We start from the raw sequence: 19718 nt of genomic DNA, 5'->3' as shown, positions 1-19718 counted from the left end.
GTCGCCTGCGTGTTGCAAATTTTTAAGCACATAACTTTTGTCCATTATGCCTTGCCTTCGGCAGAGATGTTCTATGTACGCGCCCATTTCATCGATTGGAAACGAATCACCACTGCGACCAGGCGAATTAGGATAAACGCCAGCAGACCACACCATACTCCGGTTAGGCCTGCACCGATGGCATAAGCAATCCATACTCCGGGCAAAAATCCCAGCAGTACTGCAGCAATTGAAGCATTACGGAGAAATACTGCATCCGAGGCCCCCAGGAGTACGCCGTCGATGGCAAAAACTATGCCACCAAGCACAATCATGGCCACCATAATCCACCATGGTGTTGAGATTTCCGCCAGCACACTTTGGTCTTGGCTAAAAATCCGCGGGATCTGCTGATGGAATAGGGCGAAAACTAGTCCGAGGACAGCTGCAAAAGTCACGGAATAGCCGACAACTTTGATGCCCACGGTGCGGGCCACCTGTGCGCTTTTGGCTCCTAAGGCTGCGCCGGTAAGTGTTTGAGCTGCAATAGCCAAGGAATCCAAAACAAGGGTGATGAAGTTCCACAGCTGCAGCAAAATTTGATGTCCAGCCAGGGATGCAGTGCCAAAGCGGGCGGCCACGGCAGCTGCCGAGAGGAATGCAACTTGGAAGGATAGGGATCGCAAAATGAGATCCTTACCCATTACTAGCTGCTGTTTAATAATTTGCCACTGCGGGCGCCAGGTACCTTTATGTGCTTTAAATAAAGCTCCCAAAAATAGCGCAGCGGTAATGGATTCAGCCACCACATTCGCCCAGGCGGAACCAATGAGTCCAAAATGCGAGACCAGCACCGGGATGAGGATCGCACCTGGTATTACTCCGGCGAGGGTGAAATAGAGCGGTAATCGAGTATTTTGAATCCCTCTTAACCAGCCATTTCCGGCCATGATAATCAGCACCAAAGGTACTGCCAGGGCAGCAACTCGTAACCATTGGGTGGCAGCGTGTGCTACCTCAGTATTTCCGCTAAGCCACAGGCTAAAAAATGGAGCTCCCAGCATCATGGCGGTAGAAATGAGGAGCCCAACCAAAATAGCTACCCACGTCGCCTGCACACCTTCAGCGATGGCTTCTTGCTTTTTAGCAGCACCAAATAACCGTGATGCCCGGGCTGTGGTGCCATAGGACAAGAAAGTTAGTTGAGTAGTTATCTGCGCTTGGATGGTGGTGGCAGCACCGAGTGCTGCCAATTCAAAACCACCCAGGCGCCCCACTACTGCGGTATCCAACAGCAAATAGAGGGGCATGGCAGCCAAAACTCCCAAAGCTGGGAAGGCTAAGCCAAAGATCTGGCCTGCCGTTACCTGTCCTGCTGCGTTCTGAGAACCTGTGGTTTGATCAGATCGGGATGCCATTTTTAGCTGGTAGCAGGGATGGATCGCTGCAGTGATTCACCCAAGGTGACGGTGGCGGAGATGAGTGTATCCAAGGCTTCGAATTCAGAACCACGGGCGGTATAACCTGCAGCTGGAACGTGCCCTCCACCACCAAGATGCACGGCTAGATGTCCAACGCTCAAATGTGCCGAGCGCAGGGAGACGGTGAATTCACCTGGGGTGTATTCCTTAAATACTGCTCCGAAATCAGCACCGTCAACTGCCCTGACCATCTCGATGAGGCCCTCAACCACAGTTTTGGAGCGACCATTGATGGTGTCATAGTCAGCGATCAGCACTGCCAAGGTATAAGGGCCTGCTTGATGCAGTTCAATCTTGGAAATGATCTGTCCCACCAGGCGCAGATCATCCACTGAAGTTTGGTCCAAAAGTTCAGCGGAAATGGCTCGGATATCTAGCCCAAATTCCATCAGTTCTTTTGCCATGTCATGCATGATGGGACGACCCCACCTAAAACATGCAGTGTCAGTTAAAAGGCCTGCGTAGAGTCCATGTGCAATTTCTTGAGTGATTTGCACCGAGAGGAAGTCAAACCATTCATACAAAATCGTGGTGGTTGATTCTGCAGCAATATCAAGCAAATTCACCTTGGCGAAACCCGGGTTTGTAGCATGGTGATCCACCACGATGGTGCGGGCTTCTCTTTGCGCCAACGCCTCTTGGAAGGCGCCGGTGCGTTCGATTGAGCCGCAGTCCACTACGACATAAAGGTCTGATTCCGGCAAGGTGGTTGCCATGGTCACTTCGGCTGCACCGGGGATGGTGAGCAGATTCTCTGGCATCGGATCTTCTTGCCCAACAAAGCCGTGAGCATCAAGGCCCATTTGGCGTAGTGCCAACACAGTGGCACATACACTGCCAATAGCATCAGCGTCTGGACGCAAATGCCCAATGACAGTTACCGAATGAGCTGCTGCGAGCAACTGGGATGCGTTGTGAAATTCCGATTTCAGAGACACGTGTTTTAGGCCTTTGGCTCTTCTTCTACTTCAGTCTTATAAGGATTGGGATCGCCGGCAGGAACTGCATTTTCCTTAAGCTTGGCCAATTCCTCATCGCGCTTGCGTGCACGCTCAAGTAGGGCTTCCATATGGGCAGATGCTTCTGGCACGGTGTCCAGACGGTAGGTCAAGGTTGGGGTAAAACGTACGCCCAGCTGCTCTCCTACCAATTTGCGGAGTTGACCTTTGGCGCGGTGCAATGCTTCTGCAGCTGCCTCGGTGTCTGGCTTGTCCTCAACGGTGGCGCCACGGACGGTATAAAAAACGGTGGCGTCATGGAGGTCACCGGTCATGGTGACATCGGTGATGGTCACGAATTCCAGACGACGGTCCTTGATCTCGCGCTCAATGGCGCTGGCGACGATGGTCTGAATGCGCTTGGCCATTCTAGCTGCGCGTGCGGTATCCACCATATGGACCACTCCCTTAATCTTTTACTCTTAGTAATTCCTGAAAAATTCTACCCTGCCACACTCACAAATGAATAAGCATCCGGGCGGAAACGCCCTTTATTTTTGGGTGGCGATGGGTCGGTCCCCTATGACAAAACTCTATCCCCGGGAACCACTGGGAAAGTTAAAATCGGGCTTATTGGGAAGCAAGTTGATGCTTACCCAATAAGCCCGATCTTTATGATCTTTTAGTTCCGCTTAGCTTTCGCGGGGAACCTCAACCATTTCGTAGACTTCGATCTTGTCATCTACAGAGATGTCTGGGTAGGACAGAACCATACCGCATTCATAACCTGCAGTGACCTCAGTGACGTCATCCTTCTCACGACGCAGGGATTCGATCTTCGCATTTTCAGCAATAACATTGCCGTCTCGGATAATGCGAACGGTTGCGTTGCGGCGCACCTTGCCGTCTTCGATCATACAACCTGCGATGAGGCCGATGGAGGAAGCCTTGAAGAGGGCACGGATCTCAGCGTGGCCGATAACGCGCTCTTCGTAGATTGGCTTGAGCATGCCCTTCAGAGCGGACTCAACTTCTTCAATCGCACGGTAGATGACGGTGTAGTAGCGAACTTCCACACCTTCAGCGTTAGCTTCTTCAGTTGCCTTGCCCTCTGCGCGAACATTGAAAGCAATGATCACAGCGTCGGAGGCAGCAGCCAAGGAAACGTTGGTCTGAGTAACAGCACCTACACCACGGTCAATGATGTTGAGCTGGACTTCATCGTCCATTTCGATCTTGAGCAGGGCTTCTTCCAGTGCTTCAACAGAACCAGCGTTGTCACCCTTAAGAATAAGGTTGAGGGTGCTGTGTTCCTTGAGTACTGCATCGAGGTCCTCGAGGGAAACGCGCTTGCGGGAGCGAGCTGCCAGTGCATTACGCCTACGAGCATTACGCTGGTTGGCGATCTGACGAGCAATGCGGTCATCTTCCACAACCAAGAGGTTGTCGCCAGCGCCAGGCACGCCATTAAGGCCTTGAACCTGAACTGGGCGGGAAGGACCAGCCTCTTCCACATCGCGACCGTATTCGTCGACCATGCGGCGCACACGACCATAAGCGTCACCAGCAACAATGGAGTCACCCACGCGCAGGGTACCGCGCTGGACGATAACAGTTGCCACTGGACCACGACCGCGGTCAAGATGAGCTTCAATTGCAACACCCTGTGCGTCCATTTCTGGGTTAGCAACGAGGTCGAGCTCAGCATCTGCGGTCAAGCAGATGGAAGCGAGCAGCTCATCAATGTTGGTGCCCTGACGTGCAGAGATGTCAACGAAGATGGTGTCGCCACCGTACTCTTCTGGAACCAACCCGTATTCGGTCAGCTGACCGCGGATCTTCTCAGGAGAAGCGTCTGGCTTATCAATCTTGTTCACTGCGACCACGATTGGGACATCGGCAGCCTTAGCGTGGTTGATTGCTTCAACAGTCTGTGGCATAACGCCGTCGTCTGCTGCAACAACCAAAACCGCGATATCGGTTGACTTTGCACCACGGGCACGCATTGCGGTGAAGGCCTCGTGACCTGGGGTGTCAAGGAAGGTGATGGTGCGCTCTGCGCCTTCAACATCGACCTTGACCTGGTATGCACCAATACCCTGGGTGATTCCGCCAGCTTCGTCGGAACCGACGTTGGTCTTACGGATGGTATCGAGCAAACGAGTCTTACCGTGGTCAACGTGACCCATGACGGTGACAACTGGAGGACGCTTAGCAAGGTCTTCCTCGCCGCCTTCGTCTTCACCGAACTGCAGATCGAAGCTCTCGAGCAGCTCACGGTCTTCGTCCTCAGGGGAAACAACCTGAACCTTGTAGTTCATTTCCTCACCGAGCAGCATCAAGGTTTCATCAGAAACAGATGCGGTCGCGGTGACCATTTCGCCAAGGTTGAACAATGCCTGCACCAATGCAGCTGCGTCGGCGCCGATCTTGTCAGCGAAGTCAGCTAGGGATGCACCACGTGCGAGACGAATGGAATCGCCACGGCCATCTGGCAAACGTACGCCGCCGATGACATTTGGTGCCTGCATTGATTCGTATTCATTGCGCTTTTGACGCTTGGACTTGCGTCCACGACGTGGGGCGCCACCTGGACGACCGAAAGCACCTGCGGTGCCGCCACGACGTCCGCCGCGACCTGCGCCACCGGCAGCTCCGCCGCCACGGTTGAAGCCACCCTGGCCACCGCCAGAGTTGCCACCACGGCCACCCTTGCCGCCAGCTGCCTTAGCAGGCATCTGACCTGGGGTTGGAGGCATCATTGCTGGTGATGGACGACGTCCGCCACCCTGACGCTCCTGGGAACCTGCACCCTGGGATGCATTGCCCTGTGGGCGAGATCCACCCTGTGGGCGTGGTCCGCCGTTGCCTGCGCCTGGACGCTGGCCACCGCGGTTGCCCTGAGCGCCTTGGCCTTCACGGCCTTCGCGCTGACCTCCACGGTCTTCACGCTGGCCACCAGGACGTCCGCCACCCTGTGGGCGGTTTCCGCCACCTGGGCGAGGAGCGCCACCTGGGCGTGGGCCGCCACCTGGGCGAGGAGCTGGACGCTCGCTGCCACCGGTGGAGAATGGGTTATTTGCTACACGAGGTGCACGTGCGCCTGGCTTTGGTGCAGGCTTGCCCATTGGGCGAGGCATACCACCAGGACGTGGAGCTTCGGTTGCAGGCTTTGCAGCCTCAGTCTTCTTAACCGCATCACCTGGGGTCGGTGCGGAGAAGGTTGGCTTAGCAGCTGGAGCTGGCTTATTAGCTGGCTTTGGAGTTGCTGCAGCTGTAGGCTTGGCCGGCGCAGGCTTAGCTGCGGAGGCAAGCTTTGGTGCAGGCTTAGCTGCAGCAGCTGGCTTTGGAGTTGGCTTTGCGGAAGCAACTGCACCAGGGGTTGGGGCAGGCTTCTTCTCGGCGCCTGGCTTAGGAGCTGCTGCTCCTGGCTTAGGGCCGGGAGTTGCTGGTTTTCCAGCTGATTTTGGAGTTACGGCGATCTTATCTGAACCGGTAGATCCGTAGTGTTCCTTCATCTTTTTTACCACCGGGGGTTCAATGGTTGAAGATGCGGTTTTAACAAACTCGCCTTTGTCTTTAAGTGTGGCAAGTAGTTCCTTGCTGGTAATACCGAGCTGCTTTGCGAGCTCGTGTACACGTAGCTTTCCGGGCACTTCTCTCCTCTAGTTTTTTGCCAGAGATTCGAAGGCCCATGAAAGGGTCCCTGATCTCTAGCAGTGGTTATTGACGTTCATCGCTGATGCTTCATCGTGTGCTCATCAGTGTTCAGTCTTCCTTATAAATATCGGGTCCGGCGGTAGTCTCCGCCAGGTACGTGCGTACGTGACCTGTATCCACTTTCGTGGACACCCTTAGCGCTCGGCCAAAGGCACGACGCTGTTCAGCAAGGTCCAATGCGGCGATGGAGGGTGTTAACCATGCTCCTCTTCCAGACATCCGACGATTCGGGTCGGGAAGAATCACTCCAGGATTATCCTGGTCTTCAACCACACGGAGCAAGGCCGTATCAGGCAGTTGCTGGCGTGTGGCGATGCAGGTTCGGATCCGGATTGTTGCGCTTTTTAAAGATTCCACGTGTGCAGATGCTGAAGCATCTGTTTGGTGAATCTCTGGCATTCAATCCCTTTCGCAATGTGCACTTTAATTACGCCCGATCGGACATAACCTCTGCCCGCATATGGGCCTTTGTCCAATGTTACGCTATCGGACCCCAAAATTGGAACCCGCTTGGATTTTAATCCAAACGGGTTTTTTAAAAGACCTTAAAAGCAGCTTTTCGACGCCGCCCTTTCAGGGCTTTTTAGACGTCCAGATCGGAATGAATATCGATCTTCCAACCGGTAAGACGTGCAGCTAGACGAGCATTTTGCCCTTCTTTACCAATGGCCAAAGACAGCTGGTAGTCAGGAACAACAACGCGTGCGGTCTGTGCTTCAGCGTCGGTAATTTCCACATTGACCACCTTGGATGGAGCCAGTGCATTGCCAACAAAGGTCGCAGGATCCTCAGAGAAATCGATGATATCGATCTTCTCGCCACCAAGTTCGCGCATGATATTGGAAACACGCTGACCACGTGGCCCAATGCAGGCACCCTTGGCATTGAGGTTCTTTACAGTTGCCTGCACGGCAACCTTGGAGCGGTGTCCTGCTTCACGGGAGATAGACACAATTTCCACGGAGCCATCGGCAACCTCAGGAATTTCCAATTCAAAAAGGCGACGTACCAATTCTGGGTGCGTACGAGACAGGTTGATTTCGATGCCGGTGGTGCCCTTGCCTACGCCCACAACATAGCTCTTTACACGATCGCCGTGCTTGAGCTTCTCGCCGGGGATTTGTTCTGCTGGCAGCAAGATGCCGTCTTGGTTATCAGCTTCGGTGCCCAATTGGACAACAATGATGCCACGTTCGGCAGCACGGGCGTCAGCCTGCACAATGCCGGAAACTACAGTGCCTTCATATTCTGCATAGGCATCAAAAGCGCGGGATGCTTCTGCTTCGCGGAGCCTTTTTACAATGGCGTCACGGACTGCGCGGGCGCTGATGCGTCCGAAGTTATCAGGGGTGCCGTCATATTCGGAGGAGACTTCTCCATCCTCATCAAATTCGGTGATGATGACAGCGACGGCGCCGGTGGCGGTATCGATGTCCACGCGGGCTCGGGAGTTTTCATCGGCCTCTGATTCACGGCTATCCAAGTAGGCGTGCAGCAATGCGCTCGCAATGGTGCGAACCAAATCTGAAACGGGAATTCCCTTTTCAGACTCGATGGCTTTTAAAGCCTGGACATCAATATTCACTTGTCTTCCTCTCAAGCATCCACCGCACTCTTTAAGCGGTGGCTTCGTCAAATGTGCTTTCCGCGAGTTCTATTTCTTCCTGCGCAGGTTTCGCGAATTCAATTTCTACCACTGCATGGGGTGAATTTGCTAATTCTAGGACTGTAACCTCGAGCAGCTTCTTATTTCTGGTGATGAGTACCACCGCAGTCTCGTCATCATTAAGGGCACCAATGCGGGCTACCTCCTTTTTTCCGTCCACAGTCAGTGCCACCAAATGACCGCGATTGCGGCGCCAATGACGCGGCTGGGTTAAAGGATTATCCACACCGGGGGTGGAGACCTCCAGCGTGTACCCCGCCCCAAAACTCAAATCACCGCGCGCCTCGGCGGCGTCGAAAAGCTCTCCGATCTCTTGGCTCACAACCTCCAGCAAGTCAAGGTCCGGGCGTTGATCTGAGTCGAGCTTAATAGCCACGGCGGACTTGGGGCCGGCTTTGGTGACGCGCAAACCTTCAATATCCAAGTTGTGGGATGCTGCCAAAGGCGCAATTAATGTAGTGAGTTCTTCACTGGTGGGAAATGCCATGCCCTCAAGGATAACCTGTCAGAATTTCTTTGTTTGGCATTAGACTATTAATCCATGCACGCGCGCACCATTTCCCTCATTAGCATTTCTTTGCTGGCAGCCACCTTAAGTGGTTGCACGCCCTCCCCTGAGCCTGATCCGGTTTTGGTGGAAATGCTGCAGGACGCGCAATTGGATTCTCATGCTTTGGCAACAACTGCTCCCGAGGCTTCGGCTTTACGCTCGGAGCATGCACAGGAGATCCAAGCTGAGATTGATCGCCAATGCGGGTACACCGATGAGGGGACGGTGCCTGAATCTTGTACGGTCGAATTAACTGCCATTGGGGCATCCCCCGCAACAGATGCAGCAAGTTATATTGCAGATAGTCAATCTCTGATCCTGGATAAATTGGATGAAATTCCGGCGGATTCGGTTGCTCTAATTACTGAGCAATATATTGAGCAGGCGCGTTTTACGGCAGCCCCTGAAGAGGATTTACAAGCTCCCACTAACCTCACCCTGACCGATGCAGAGCAAGCTGTGGCGAAGGAAATGCTTTCTCGGGAATACGCCGCAGCCTGGTCCTTGGGAGTCGCTTTGGCATATTCCCCTACCGAGCAGCAATCCGCAATTGAGAGCGCGATTTCCAATCACCAGCAGCGTGCGAGTGTCTTGGTGCACATTCTGGGAGATTCCGCTGAAGATAGTTTCTCGCCGGGCTATCGCAGTGATATTCCCGAACCAACCGACGCCGCGTCAGCCCAGCTCACCGTGTCTAAGGTTCAGGAGAATGCGGTTTCCGCCTGGCATGCTGCCGCTGCTGCCTCCACCACCGACGCCTGGCGAGTGTTGTGCACTGAGATCGCCGGCGATACTGCCCGCGAGCTTTAAAACCACGCTTTTCGACGCCGCCCCGCCGCAGCCACTAGGCCGCAGCGGGGCGGTTTTAGGTGCGTGGGTCATAGAAAAAATTAATACTCTTCTTATTATTTACTAAGATTTTGGCAATTTTTGTGCAATCGTTTTCCAATCCCCCACCTGCCAAGACTCCATTTTCTACACCCTTTAAGGGGTAGGTCAAATATCGATTAATCGATAGATATGCTGTTAGGATTTATCACGTAGCCAGAAACTCCCAGCTCACACCTAGCAACCTGTGATACTGGTTAATTTTTGCTAACAAATATGTGATCCACCTGTCTCTCGGGGGTTTTGTTGTGACCCATATCGCAAATACTATTTGAGTTACCGGACCCCACAAGGTGAGAAATCCTGGTGGACTATTCAATTCAACGGAGGTCAATCATGACTTTGAAGAAGTCTCTTGCTGTCACGACAGCAGCTGCACTTGCACTCAGCCTCGCAGCTTGCTCCTCGGACTCCTCGTCCGACAGCTCCGCAGCAGGTAGCGAAGGCGAAGGAAACTACGTCCTCGTTAACGGCACCGAGCCACAAAACCCCCTAGTCCCAGGCAACACCAACGAAGTTGGCGGCGGACGTATCGTCGACAGCATTTTTGCTGGCCTGGTGTACTACGATGTGGACGGCTCCCCCGTCAATGACGTTGCTGAATCCATTGAATTGGAAGGCGACAAGACCTATCGCGTCACTTTGAAGGACGGCCAAACCTTCACCGATGGCACCCCAGTCAAGGCAGAGAACTTCGTCAAGGCATGGAACTATAACGTTGCCAACGCCACCCTCTCCTCCTACTTCTTCGAATCCATCCTCGGTTATGAAGAAGGCAAGGAATCCATGGAGGGTTTGAAGGTTATCGACGATAAAACCTTCACCATCGAGCTCAACCAGCCCGAATCTGACTTCCCACTCCGTCTTGGCTACTCCGCCTTCTACCCACTGCCGGATTCTGCCTTTGAAGATATGACCGCCTTTGGCGAGAACCCAGTGGGCAATGGCCCCTACAAACTTGCTGAATGGAACCACAACCAAGACGCCACCATCGTTCCGAATGAGGACTACACCGGCGGCCAAACCGTCCAAAATGATGGCGTGAAGTTCATCTTCTACCCCACCTTCGACGCAGCCTACGCAGACTTGCTCTCCGATAACCTCGACGTTTTGGACGCAATCCCAGACTCTGCTTTCTCCTCTTATGAAGAGGAACTTGCTGGCCGTTCCATCAACCAGCCTTCCGCTGTATTCCAGTCCTTCACCATCCCCGAGAGCCTCGAGCACTTCGCTGGCGAAGAAGGCAAGCTGCGCCGCCAGGCGATTTCTCTAGCTATTAACCGCGAGGAAATCACCACCACCATCTTCGAAGGCACCCGCACCCCAGCAACTGACTTCACCTCCCCGGTCATCGATGGACACTCTGATTCCCTTGCCGGTGCCGAGGTTCTGACCTACGACCCAGAACGCGCCAAGGAACTGTGGGCACAGGCTGATGCCATTTCCCCATGGAGTGGCGAATTCTCCATTTCCTACAATGCCGATGGCGGCCACCAGGCTTGGGCAGATGCTACTGCCAACTCCATCCGCAACACTTTGGGCATTGACGCCATTGGCAACCCATACCCAGACTTCAAGTCCCTGCGTGATGACATCACCAACCGCACCATCAAGGGCGCATTCCGTACCGGCTGGCAGGCAGACTACCCATCCTTGGGCAACTTCCTCGGACCTTTGTACGTCACCGGCGCAGGCTCCAACGACGGCGACTACTCCAACCCAGCATTCGACGCCAAGCTCACCGAGGCTGCAGCCGCAGCAGACGTAGCAGCTGCTACCCCGCTGTACAACCAAGCTCAGGAAATCCTGCTGCAGGATCTCCCAGCAATCCCACTGTGGTACTCCAACGCTGTTGGTGGCTACTCCCAGAACGTGGACAATGTTGAATTCCAGTGGAATTCTCAGCCTGCGTACTACAAGATCACCAAGCAATAATCACGTGATTTCCGCTTCACCACTTAGCTTTATTCGGAGCTAAACCCAAAGGCCCAGGAAACTGTCAACCAGACCTGGGCCTTTGTTTTTAAACAAGAGCTTTTCCACTTGGTTTTTCGTCGAAAAGCGCTATTTCCTTTATCCACCCCCAGCAAGCAAGGACACCCACGCTCATGCTTCGTTATATCGGGCGACGTTTGCTCCAAATGATTCCGGTCTTTTTTGGAGCGACCCTGCTGATTTACGCCCTTGTATTCCTGATGCCTGGTGACCCAGTCCAGGCTCTAGGTGGCGATCGTGGCCTTACCGAGGCTGCCGCCGAAAAAATCCGTCAGGCATACAACCTAGATAAACCCTTCTTGGTGCAATATTTGCTCTATGTCAAGGGTATTTTTGTCCTCGATTTCGGCACCACCTTCTCCGGCCAACCTGTGTTGGACGTGATGGCTCGCGCCTTTCCAGTCACCATCAAGCTTTCCTTAATGGCACTGATTTTTGAGGCAGTACTTGGCATTGCCTTTGGTGTTATCGCTGGTATTCGCCGCGGTGGCATTTTTGATTCCACTGTCCTCGTGATTTCCCTCATCGTTATCGCGGTACCCACCTTTGTTATTGGCTTTGTGCTTCAATTCCTTGTTGGTGTGAAATGGGGTCTACTACCGGTAACCGTAGGCTCAAACACCAGCTTCACAGCGTTGATAATGCCGGCAATTGTGCTCGGTGCGGTGTCCTTTGCGTATGTACTGCGCCTGACCCGCCAGTCCGTGAGTGAAAATCTGCGGGCAGACTATGTCCGCACAGCGCGCGCTAAGGGAATGTCCGGCTTTTCCGTGATGAACCGCCATGTGCTGCGCAACTCGCTTATTCCTGTTGCCACCTTCCTCGGCGCTGACCTGGGAGCCCTCATGGGCGGTGCCATTGTCACCGAAGGTATTTTCGGCATTAATGGTGTGGGTGGCACGCTTTACCAGGCAATTTTGAAGGGCGAACCAACAACGGTCGTCTCCTTCGTCACCGTTTTGGTGATCGTCTATATCATTGCCAATCTCATCGTGGATTTGATCTACGCCGTTCTCGACCCGAGGATCCGCTATGCCTAATACTGACTTCCCCGCAAACCAGGACCACGGCCGCGACGACAATCTCGATCAAGCCTCCTTCTTCCCAGGCGGTGCTGAACAGGCACTAATTCGCCCTGGCCAAGAACACTTTATTGCTGACACTGATGAAACCGGTTTGGGTGCGGTTGATGCCGTCGCCGATGATTCCGCACCGACCTCCATGTGGGGTGAAGCTTGGCGTGATTTGCGTCGCCGTCCTCTATTTTGGGTTTCCGCGGTGTTGATTCTTTTGGCTTTCGCGCTAGCTATTGTGCCTTCGCTCTTTACCAATACTGATCCACAGTTTTGTGAACTTTCCAATTCTTTGGGCGATCCCACAGCTGGGCATCCTTTTGGATTTGATCGCCAAGGTTGCGATATTTATGCGCGCACCGTTTATGGCGCCCGAGCATCTGTCGCAGTAGGTGTGTTGACCACGCTGCTGGTGGTTATTATCGGCACGATTTTTGGTGCTTTGGCCGGTTTCTTCGGCGGAATTATGGATACCATCCTCTCCCGCATCACCGATATCTTCTTCGCAGTGCCTTTGGTACTAGCAGCTATCGTGGTGATGCAGATGTTCAAAGAACACCGCACGATTGTCACCGTGGTTTTGGTCCTCGGCATTTTTGGTTGGACCAATATTGCGCGTATTACCCGTGGTGCGGTCATGACCGCGAAGAATGAAGAATATGTCACCTCCGCCCGCGCACTAGGTGCATCCAAGGCGAAGATGCTGCTTTCTCACATCATGCCCAATGCTGCAGCCCCCATCATTGTGTACTCCACCGTTGCACTGGGAACCTTCATCGTTGCTGAAGCAACCCTGTCCTTCCTGGGTATCGGCCTGCCACCGTCAATTGTGTCCTGGGGTGCGGATATCGCCAAGGCACAGACCTCACTTCGTACCCAACCAATGGTGCTTTTCTATCCTGCAATGGCACTGGCACTAACCGTATTGAGCTTTATCATGATGGGCGATGTCGTCCGCGACGCTCTGGATCCTAAGTCGAGGAAGCGATGACCAAGAACACCTCACACACCCCCAACCACGCGGGTGAACGACCACTGCTGCAACTTAAAGATCTTAAGATCTCCTTCACCTCCTCAACCGGAGTTGTGGATGCAGTGCGTGGTGCCAACCTCACCATTTACCCTGGCCAATCCGTAGCCATCGTGGGTGAATCAGGTTCAGGTAAATCCACAACCGCAATGTCCATCATTGGACTACTGCCAGGTACCGGCAAGGTCACTGAAGGCTCCATCATCTTTGAGGGCGCAGACATTACCAACCTGAACAATAAGCAAATGGAAAAATACCGCGGCTCTGAAATTGGTCTGGTTCCACAGGACCCAATGACCAACCTGAACCCCGTATGGCGCATTGGCACCCAGATCAAAGAATCCTTGAGAGCCAACCATGTGGTCCCAGGTTCTGAGATGGATAAGCGTGTTGCTGAGGTTTTGGCAGAGGCGGGCCTCCCCGATGCCGAACGTCGCGCCAAGCAGTATCCACATGAGTTCTCCGGAGGTATGCGCCAGCGTGCCCTCATCGCCATTGGCCTTGCAGCCCGTCCCAAATTGCTCATTGCTGATGAGCCAACCTCGGCGCTGGATGTAACAGTGCAGCGCCAGATTCTGGATCACCTAGAGACATTAACTAAGGATCTGGGAACTGCAGTTCTCTTTATCACCCACGATCTTGGTCTGGCTGCTGAGCGCGCTGAGCACCTGGTGGTCATGCACCGCGGGCGCATCGTGGAATCTGGTCCTTCCTTGAGTATTCTGCGCAATCCGCAGCATCCATATACCCAGCGTTTGGTCAAGGCTGCTCCCTCACTGGCTTCTGCGCGTATTCAAAGCGCCCAGCAACAAGGCATTGAAAGTGCTGAGCTGCTGGCTGCAACCGCAGGTGATGATTCCCAATCTGAGGAGCGCGTCATTGAGGTGAAAAACCTCACCAAGGAATTTGATATCCGCGGAACGCGTGGTGATAAGAAAAAGCTCAAAGCCGTGGACGATGTGTCCTTCTTTGTACGCAAGGGAACCACCACTGCCTTGGTGGGAGAATCAGGTTCTGGCAAATCCACAGTGGCCAATATGGTGCTAAACCTCCTGGAGCCGACTAGTGGCCAGGTGCTTTATGAAGGCACGGACCTCACCAGCTTGAGCTCCAAAGAGATCTTTAATATGCGCCGGAAGCTGCAGGTGGTTTTCCAAAACCCGTATGGTTCCTTGGATCCTATGTACTCTATTTACCGCTGTATTGAAGAGCCACTGGTTATTCACAAGGTGGGTGGTGACCGCAAAGCCCGCGAGGCACGCGTTGCTGAACTGCTTGATATGGTTTCCATGCCACGATCTACCATGCGCCGCTATCCGAATGAGCTTTCCGGTGGTCAGCGTCAACGCATTGCAATCGCCCGCGCGCTTGCTCTCAACCCTGAGGTCATTGTGCTTGATGAGGCAGTGTCTGCCCTGGATGTGTTGGTGCAGAACCAGATTCTGCAGCTTTTGGCCCAATTGCAGCAAGATCTAAAACTTAGCTACCTCTTTATTACGCACGATCTGGCGGTGGTTCGCCAAACAGCTGATGACGTGGTGGTTATGCAGAAGGGCAGGATTGTAGAGAAGGGTCGCACCGACGACATCTTTAATAATCCACAGCAGGAATACACCCGTGCATTGATTAATGCCGTTCCAGGTTTGGGCATTGAGCTTGGTACCGGTGAAAACCTGTTCTAGTCCTCTGGTTTGCAGGTTTAAACCCCTGTGCTGGTGTGGTCTAAAAGGCCACTGCCAGCACAGGGGTTTTGCAATAGCCACCAAAGCCGCTAAGACTCAAGCTCGCTTAAAAACACCACTGCCCCGGCTCAAGGAATGAACCTTGAGCCGGGGCAGAGTCTAAAACTCATCTATCGGTTTAAGTGCGAGCTTGAGCAACCATCTCTACGATCTGGGCTACAGCCTGATCTGCATCAAGTTCGGACTTTTCGCCACCGCGTATACGCAGCTCAACCTTGCCGTCAGCATAACCACGGCCCAAGATAAGTGCGAAAGGCATGCCTAAAAGTTCCGCATCCTTAAATTTCACACCCGGGCTCACCTTGGCACGGTCGTCGAAAAGCACTTCAAGGCCAGCGGCAGACAGCTCAGCGGCGTAGCGCTCTGCAGCCTCAATGGCTGCGGCATCCTTATTAGCTGCAACAACGTGCACCTGATAAGGGGCAACCTCAACGGACCATTTCAAGCCAGCCTCATCGTGGCGCTGTTCGGCAAGAACTGCCAGCAGACGGGAAACGCCAATGCCATAGGAACCCATGGTTGGGATGGCGCGCTTACCGTTTTCATCAAGGATCTGCACGTCAAAGGCCTCAGTGTACTTACGGCCCAGTTGGAAGATGTGGCCGATCTCGATACCGCGGGCCAGGGTCAAAGTGCCCTCGCCTTCTGGTGCTGGATCGCCTTCCATGATTTCAGCAGCTTCAATAAAGCCGTCTGGGGTGAAATCGCGGCCAGCAACCAGGCCCACCACGTGGCGTTCCTTTTCATCGGCGCCGGTTATCCAGGAGGTACCAGTGACAACGCGAGGATCAGCGAGAACCTTCACGCCGTTCTTTGCCAAACCAACAGGTCCAACATAGCCCTTAACCAAGAATGGGTTCTTGGCAAAGTCAGCCTCTACTGCCAACTCAACTTCGGCAGGCTCCAGGGACGCCTCCAAACGCTTCATATCTACTTCGCGGTTTCCTGGAAGCAGGATGCCGGTGAGCTCCCACTCTTCAGCACCAGGCTGGCGTACCTTAACCACAATGCACTTGAGGGTGTCAGCTGCGGTTACTTCACGGCCATCAATGCGCACGTCGATGGAGTTTGCCCACTCGACCAAAGCGTCAATGGTTTCAGATGCTGGGGTCTCATGAATAACTGCTTCTGGCAGGCCTTCAATGGAACGCTCAACACCAGGCTGGGTGATAACTGCTTCAACGTTGGCGGCGTAGTTGCCAGCGGTGGAACGCACAAAGGTGTCTTCGCCGTTTTCGGAAACCGCGAGGAATTCCTCAGAGGCTGAACCGCCCATGGCGCCAGAAGTTGCCTTACAGATGACGTATTCAATGCCCAAGCGATCAAAAATGCGCTGGTAGGCACCGCGGTGACGCTGGTAGGACTCTTCCAAACCGGCATCGCTCATATCGAAGGAATAAGAATCCTTCATCACAAATTCACGGCCACGCAGAATGCCCGCACGTGGGCGTTCCTCATCGCGGTACTTGGTCTGAATTTGGTAGAGGGTGACAGGGAAATCCTTATAGGAGTTATAAAGATCTTTCACTGTGGAGGCGAACATTTCCTCGTGTGTTGGTCCCAGGAGGTAGTCGCCGCCCTTGCGGTCCTTCAAACGGAAGAGGGAATCGCCATATTCGGTCCAACGCTGGGTGGTCTCATAAGGCTCGCGTGGCAGCAGTGCTGGGAAGAGCAGCTCCTGGCCGCCGATCTCGTTCATTTCCTCGCGGACAACAGCTTCAATATTGCGCAGTGCTCGCAGGCCAAGGGGCAGCCAAGAATACACACCGGGTGCTACTCGGCGGATATAACCTGCACGGACAAGCAGCTTGTGGCTGGGTACTTCAGCATCGGCAGGGTCTTCGCGCAAGGTGCGCAAAAAGAGCGTGGAAAGACGAGTGATCATGAGTGATAAATATACCCTCTCACTTCCTATTCAACCGCCCAACCCCCGGTTTTCACGCCGGAGCCTACTAACACCTTCCTAAAAGCTCTCAAGTATCCTCACACACATGCTTATTGTGTTGCCACCTTCTGAAACCAAAACCCCCGGCGGAACCGGCGAACCCCTATCGCTGAAGGCCTTAAGCTTTCCCCAACTAAACCCGGTGCGCACACAATTAATTAAAGATCTCTCCGCGCTCAAAATTGCAGATGCACTGAGCATTCTCGGAATTTCAGAGAATCTTAAATCCGAGGCGCAAGCCAATAAACACCTACGCACCAGCCCCACAATGCCGGCGATTTTCCGCTATTCCGGTGTTCTTTATGATGCGCTGGATGCCGCTTCCCTCCCCGACTTCGCCCTTAACCGTCTAGCAATCGGCTCCGCCCTTTTTGGCGTAGTGCGCGCCACCGACCAAATCCCACATTATCGCCTCTCTGGGGGCACTAAAGTGCCCACCAAAACCGGTGAGCTGCCAACGCTTAAGGCACGTTGGGGTACAGCAATCACCGAGGCGCTTTTCGACGCAGAACCGCTGGTGGTGGATCTGCGCAGTGGTACTTATCAGCAATTGGGAAGAGTAAAAAATGCGGTAACCGTGCGTGTGGAATCTGTGCTGGAAGATGGTTCCCGAAAAGTGGTTAGCCATTTTAATAAGCATTACAAAGGGAAGCTTGCCCGAGTTTTGGCAAGCTCCCCACAGGAGGCAACAACTGCTGCCGAGGTGGCTGCGATCGCTCGTGCTGCTGGCATGACCATTGAGGAAAATCCAGCACACAATGAAACCTTCACCCTGGTGGTTTAGGCGTTAATCACGAATTTGATGTGTTCGGAGTTCATATCTCGCAAGCGGATGCACACTCCCCCCAGCATCTCTGCCAAAACTGCAGCGCGTTCTTTTCTTACTTTTAACCGGCCTTCGCAGTCGATAACCAGATTTCCAGAAAGTCCAGACTTCACCACCAGGTCTGCTGCCGTGGCGATACCCATTTCACCGGCATCTGAGGTGTCTTGGCCATCTGTCATCACAATCATTAGCGCGCGTCGGCCTGGTTCCTTGCGGCGTTCCCTTTCCATTAGGTCCTTTGCCATCAACAAGCCTTCAGCCAAAGGCGTGCGTCCACCCATGGGCATGTCTTTGAGGCGCTGTTGTGCCAATTCCACCGAGTTTGTCGGGCTTAAGACCAAGGTTGGCTTATTGCCATTTACTGCAATAACCGCCACCTTGTCGCGGCGCTGGTAGGCGTCATTAAGCATCGAAGTGATGGTGCCAGTCACCGCACGCACCCGCGACAAGGCAGCCATGGAACCTGAGGTATCAACCACAAAAACAATGAGGTTTGCTTCCTTGCCCCGTCGCAGTGAGCCGCGGAGATCCTCAGGGCGGAAATCAACAATGCCTTCCACAATGCCTGCGCCACGCTCAGATGCAGCCATCAAGGTTCCGACCAGGTTGATTCCGTGTCCGCCTTTTTGCGGGCGTACATCTGCGCCCTGACGGGAATAAGCCTTGGATCGACGACCCGGAGTTAACTCCTCCGAGCCCATGGTAGAAAGGCGAAGATTTCTAGGAACGAAAGGGCTCGCCGGAACCGGTAGTACCTACCTTTCCGGTGGTCTGCGCCTTGGCTTGGGCAGTGCCCTGCATACCATCATCATCGGTAGGATTATCAGTATCGGTATAGGCCTGAGCACCGGTTTCTTCATCGGTGATCTTGGCTGCAGGGCCTTGCTTTTCATTGTCTTTGAAGAAGTTTCGGGCTTCTTGCAGGGTCTCTTGCAGCTTGCGCTCCTCCATTTCAGGAGCATCAAAAGGATTTCGGCGGCGACGGTGTGGCAACGCCAATCGAGCTGCGGTCTCTACATCTTCATCGGTCACTACAGTTCGTCCCTCCCAGGCTGCATTGGCCAAGGCTGCACGGGTAATTACGAGGTCAGCGCGCATGCCATCAACTTCAATGCGGGCACAGAGCCAAGCAATTTGGTTGAGAATCAGATCTGGAAGTTCTACCTGAGGCAACAATTTCTTCGCTTCTACAATGCGGGCTGCAACCTCGGCATCTCGATCGGCCCACTGCGCCATGAACTGCTCAGGATTGTTCTCATAAGCCAGACGGCGCTTAATAATATCCACGCGAATCTCTGGGTTATTTGAAGCTGCAACATCGACGGCTAAACCAAAACGGTCAAGCAACTGCGGGCGGAGTTCGCCCTCCTCTGGGTTCATAGTTCCAACCAGCACAAAGTTTGCAGGTGAAGAATGGGAAATTCCATCGCGCTCAATATTGACGCGACCGCTAGCTGCTGCATCAAGAAGGGCATCAACTAGGTGGTCCGCCAAGAGATTAATTTCATCAACATAAAGTACACCACCGTCGGCCTGCGCGAGCAGGCCGGGCTGGTATTCTGCGCGGCCGGTGGTCAGCACGGTTTCCATATGCAGCGAGCCGACCACCCGGTCCTCGGTTGAGCCGAGCGGGAGGTTGACCAGAGGCGCGTCGCCAAGCAAACCGGCAAAGGCGCGCACGGTGGTGGTTTTGGCGGTGCCTTTTTCGCCGCGGATTACTACGCCGCCGATGCGCGGGGAAATCGCAGTGAGGATGAGCGCTAGACGTAGCTCATCTTGGCCAACAACTGCTGAAAATGGGTACCGATTTGCCGCTTGGGGGGACACGCTTTTCCTCTTTCCACCTGCGAAGCACCAAAGTTTGGATGCTCCGTCACATATTTTC

15 protein-coding genes and 1 pseudogene are annotated in these 19718 nt (G+C 53.9%); 6 read left to right on the top strand and 10 right to left on the bottom strand.

The annotated features are described in order from the left end of the window. Positions 1–71: 71 nt before the first annotated feature. The 7 genes and pseudogenes from SFC07_RS02365 to rimP all read right to left on the bottom strand — a co-directional run bounded on the left by SFC07_RS02365 (position 72) and on the right by rimP (position 8271). Entirely contained in the window at positions 72–1397 is a 1326-nt protein-coding gene (locus SFC07_RS02365; protein WP_411206618.1) for an MATE family efflux transporter, read from the bottom strand. 2 nt (positions 1398–1399) lie between these two features. Next, positions 1400–2398 (bottom strand): DHH family phosphoesterase, encoded by a 999-nt coding sequence (locus SFC07_RS02360; RefSeq protein WP_411206617.1) that lies wholly within the window; start codon positions 2396–2398, stop codon positions 1400–1402. Between the two features lie 5 nt (positions 2399–2403). Then, complete coding sequence (gene rbfA / locus SFC07_RS02355) at positions 2404–2853, bottom strand: 30S ribosome-binding factor RbfA (RefSeq protein ID WP_411206616.1); 450 nt, start codon at positions 2851–2853, stop codon at positions 2404–2406. Positions 2854–3090: 237 nt separating this feature from the next. After that, positions 3091–6054, bottom strand: a complete 2964-nt coding sequence (gene infB / locus SFC07_RS02350; protein ID WP_411206615.1) for a translation initiation factor IF-2 — start codon at positions 6052–6054, stop codon at positions 3091–3093. A gap of 105 nt (positions 6055–6159) precedes the next feature. Continuing rightward, positions 6160–6517: pseudogene (locus SFC07_RS02345) on the bottom strand (YlxR family protein). A gap of 184 nt (positions 6518–6701) precedes the next feature. Further along, positions 6702–7703: a transcription termination factor NusA gene (gene nusA / locus SFC07_RS02340; RefSeq protein WP_411206614.1), complete on the bottom strand. Its 1002-nt coding sequence runs from the start codon at positions 7701–7703 to the stop codon at positions 6702–6704. Between the two features lie 31 nt (positions 7704–7734). Further along, positions 7735–8271 carry a ribosome maturation factor RimP gene (gene rimP, locus SFC07_RS02335; protein WP_411206613.1) on the bottom strand — a complete coding sequence of 179 codons (537 nt, stop codon included), beginning with the start codon at positions 8269–8271 and terminating at the stop codon, positions 7735–7737. A gap of 54 nt (positions 8272–8325) precedes the next feature. On the opposite strand from rimP, the gene SFC07_RS02330 reads away from it, so the two are divergent. From SFC07_RS02330 to SFC07_RS02310, 5 genes are all read left to right on the top strand, one after another. Further along, the gene (locus tag SFC07_RS02330; RefSeq protein ID WP_411206612.1) at positions 8326–9144 is read left to right on the top strand and encodes a DUF4439 domain-containing protein; all 819 of its coding nucleotides are present in this window, start codon (positions 8326–8328) and stop codon (positions 9142–9144) included. A 414-nt stretch (positions 9145–9558) separates the two neighbouring features. Continuing rightward, complete coding sequence (locus tag SFC07_RS02325; protein WP_411206611.1) at positions 9559–11157, top strand: ABC transporter substrate-binding protein; 1599 nt, start codon at positions 9559–9561, stop codon at positions 11155–11157. A gap of 173 nt (positions 11158–11330) precedes the next feature. Continuing rightward, the gene (locus SFC07_RS02320; RefSeq protein ID WP_411206610.1) at positions 11331–12257 is read left to right on the top strand and encodes an ABC transporter permease; all 927 of its coding nucleotides are present in this window, start codon (positions 11331–11333) and stop codon (positions 12255–12257) included. Continuing rightward, on the top strand, positions 12250–13281 hold the full coding sequence (locus SFC07_RS02315; protein WP_411206609.1) for an ABC transporter permease: 1032 nt from the start codon (positions 12250–12252) through the stop codon (positions 13279–13281). The genes SFC07_RS02320 and SFC07_RS02315 overlap by 8 nt, the downstream gene beginning before the upstream one ends. Continuing rightward, positions 13278–15002, top strand: coding sequence for a dipeptide ABC transporter ATP-binding protein (locus tag SFC07_RS02310; protein WP_411206608.1), 1725 nt, complete (start codon positions 13278–13280; stop codon positions 15000–15002). The genes SFC07_RS02315 and SFC07_RS02310 overlap by 4 nt, the downstream gene beginning before the upstream one ends. A 178-nt stretch (positions 15003–15180) precedes the next feature. Here SFC07_RS02310 and SFC07_RS02305 read toward each other — a convergent pair whose 3' ends face one another. After that, entirely contained in the window at positions 15181–16947 is a 1767-nt protein-coding gene (locus tag SFC07_RS02305) for a proline--tRNA ligase (protein ID WP_411206607.1), read from the bottom strand. Positions 16948–17053: 106 nt separating this feature from the next. Here SFC07_RS02305 and yaaA point away from each other — a divergent pair, with 106 nt between their 5' ends. Continuing rightward, on the top strand, positions 17054–17791 hold the full coding sequence (gene yaaA / locus SFC07_RS02300) for a peroxide stress protein YaaA (RefSeq protein ID WP_411206606.1): 738 nt from the start codon (positions 17054–17056) through the stop codon (positions 17789–17791). On the opposite strand, the gene SFC07_RS02295 is transcribed toward yaaA, so the two are convergent. Beyond that, positions 17788–18534 carry a vWA domain-containing protein gene (locus tag SFC07_RS02295; RefSeq protein ID WP_411206605.1) on the bottom strand — a complete coding sequence of 249 codons (747 nt, stop codon included), beginning with the start codon at positions 18532–18534 and terminating at the stop codon, positions 17788–17790. The genes yaaA and SFC07_RS02295 overlap by 4 nt on opposite strands. Positions 18535–18553: 19 nt before the next feature. Then, positions 18554–19660, bottom strand: a complete 1107-nt coding sequence (locus tag SFC07_RS02290; RefSeq protein WP_411206604.1) for an ATP-binding protein — start codon at positions 19658–19660, stop codon at positions 18554–18556. Between the last annotated feature and the right edge of the window lie 58 nt (positions 19661–19718).

Origin of the sequence: Corynebacterium callunae (assembly GCF_046592015.1) — a bacterium.
In the GTDB taxonomy this organism is placed as follows: Bacteria; Actinomycetota; Actinomycetes; order Mycobacteriales; family Mycobacteriaceae; genus Corynebacterium; species Corynebacterium callunae_A.
This window is presented reverse-complemented; position numbering and strand designations above follow the sequence as displayed.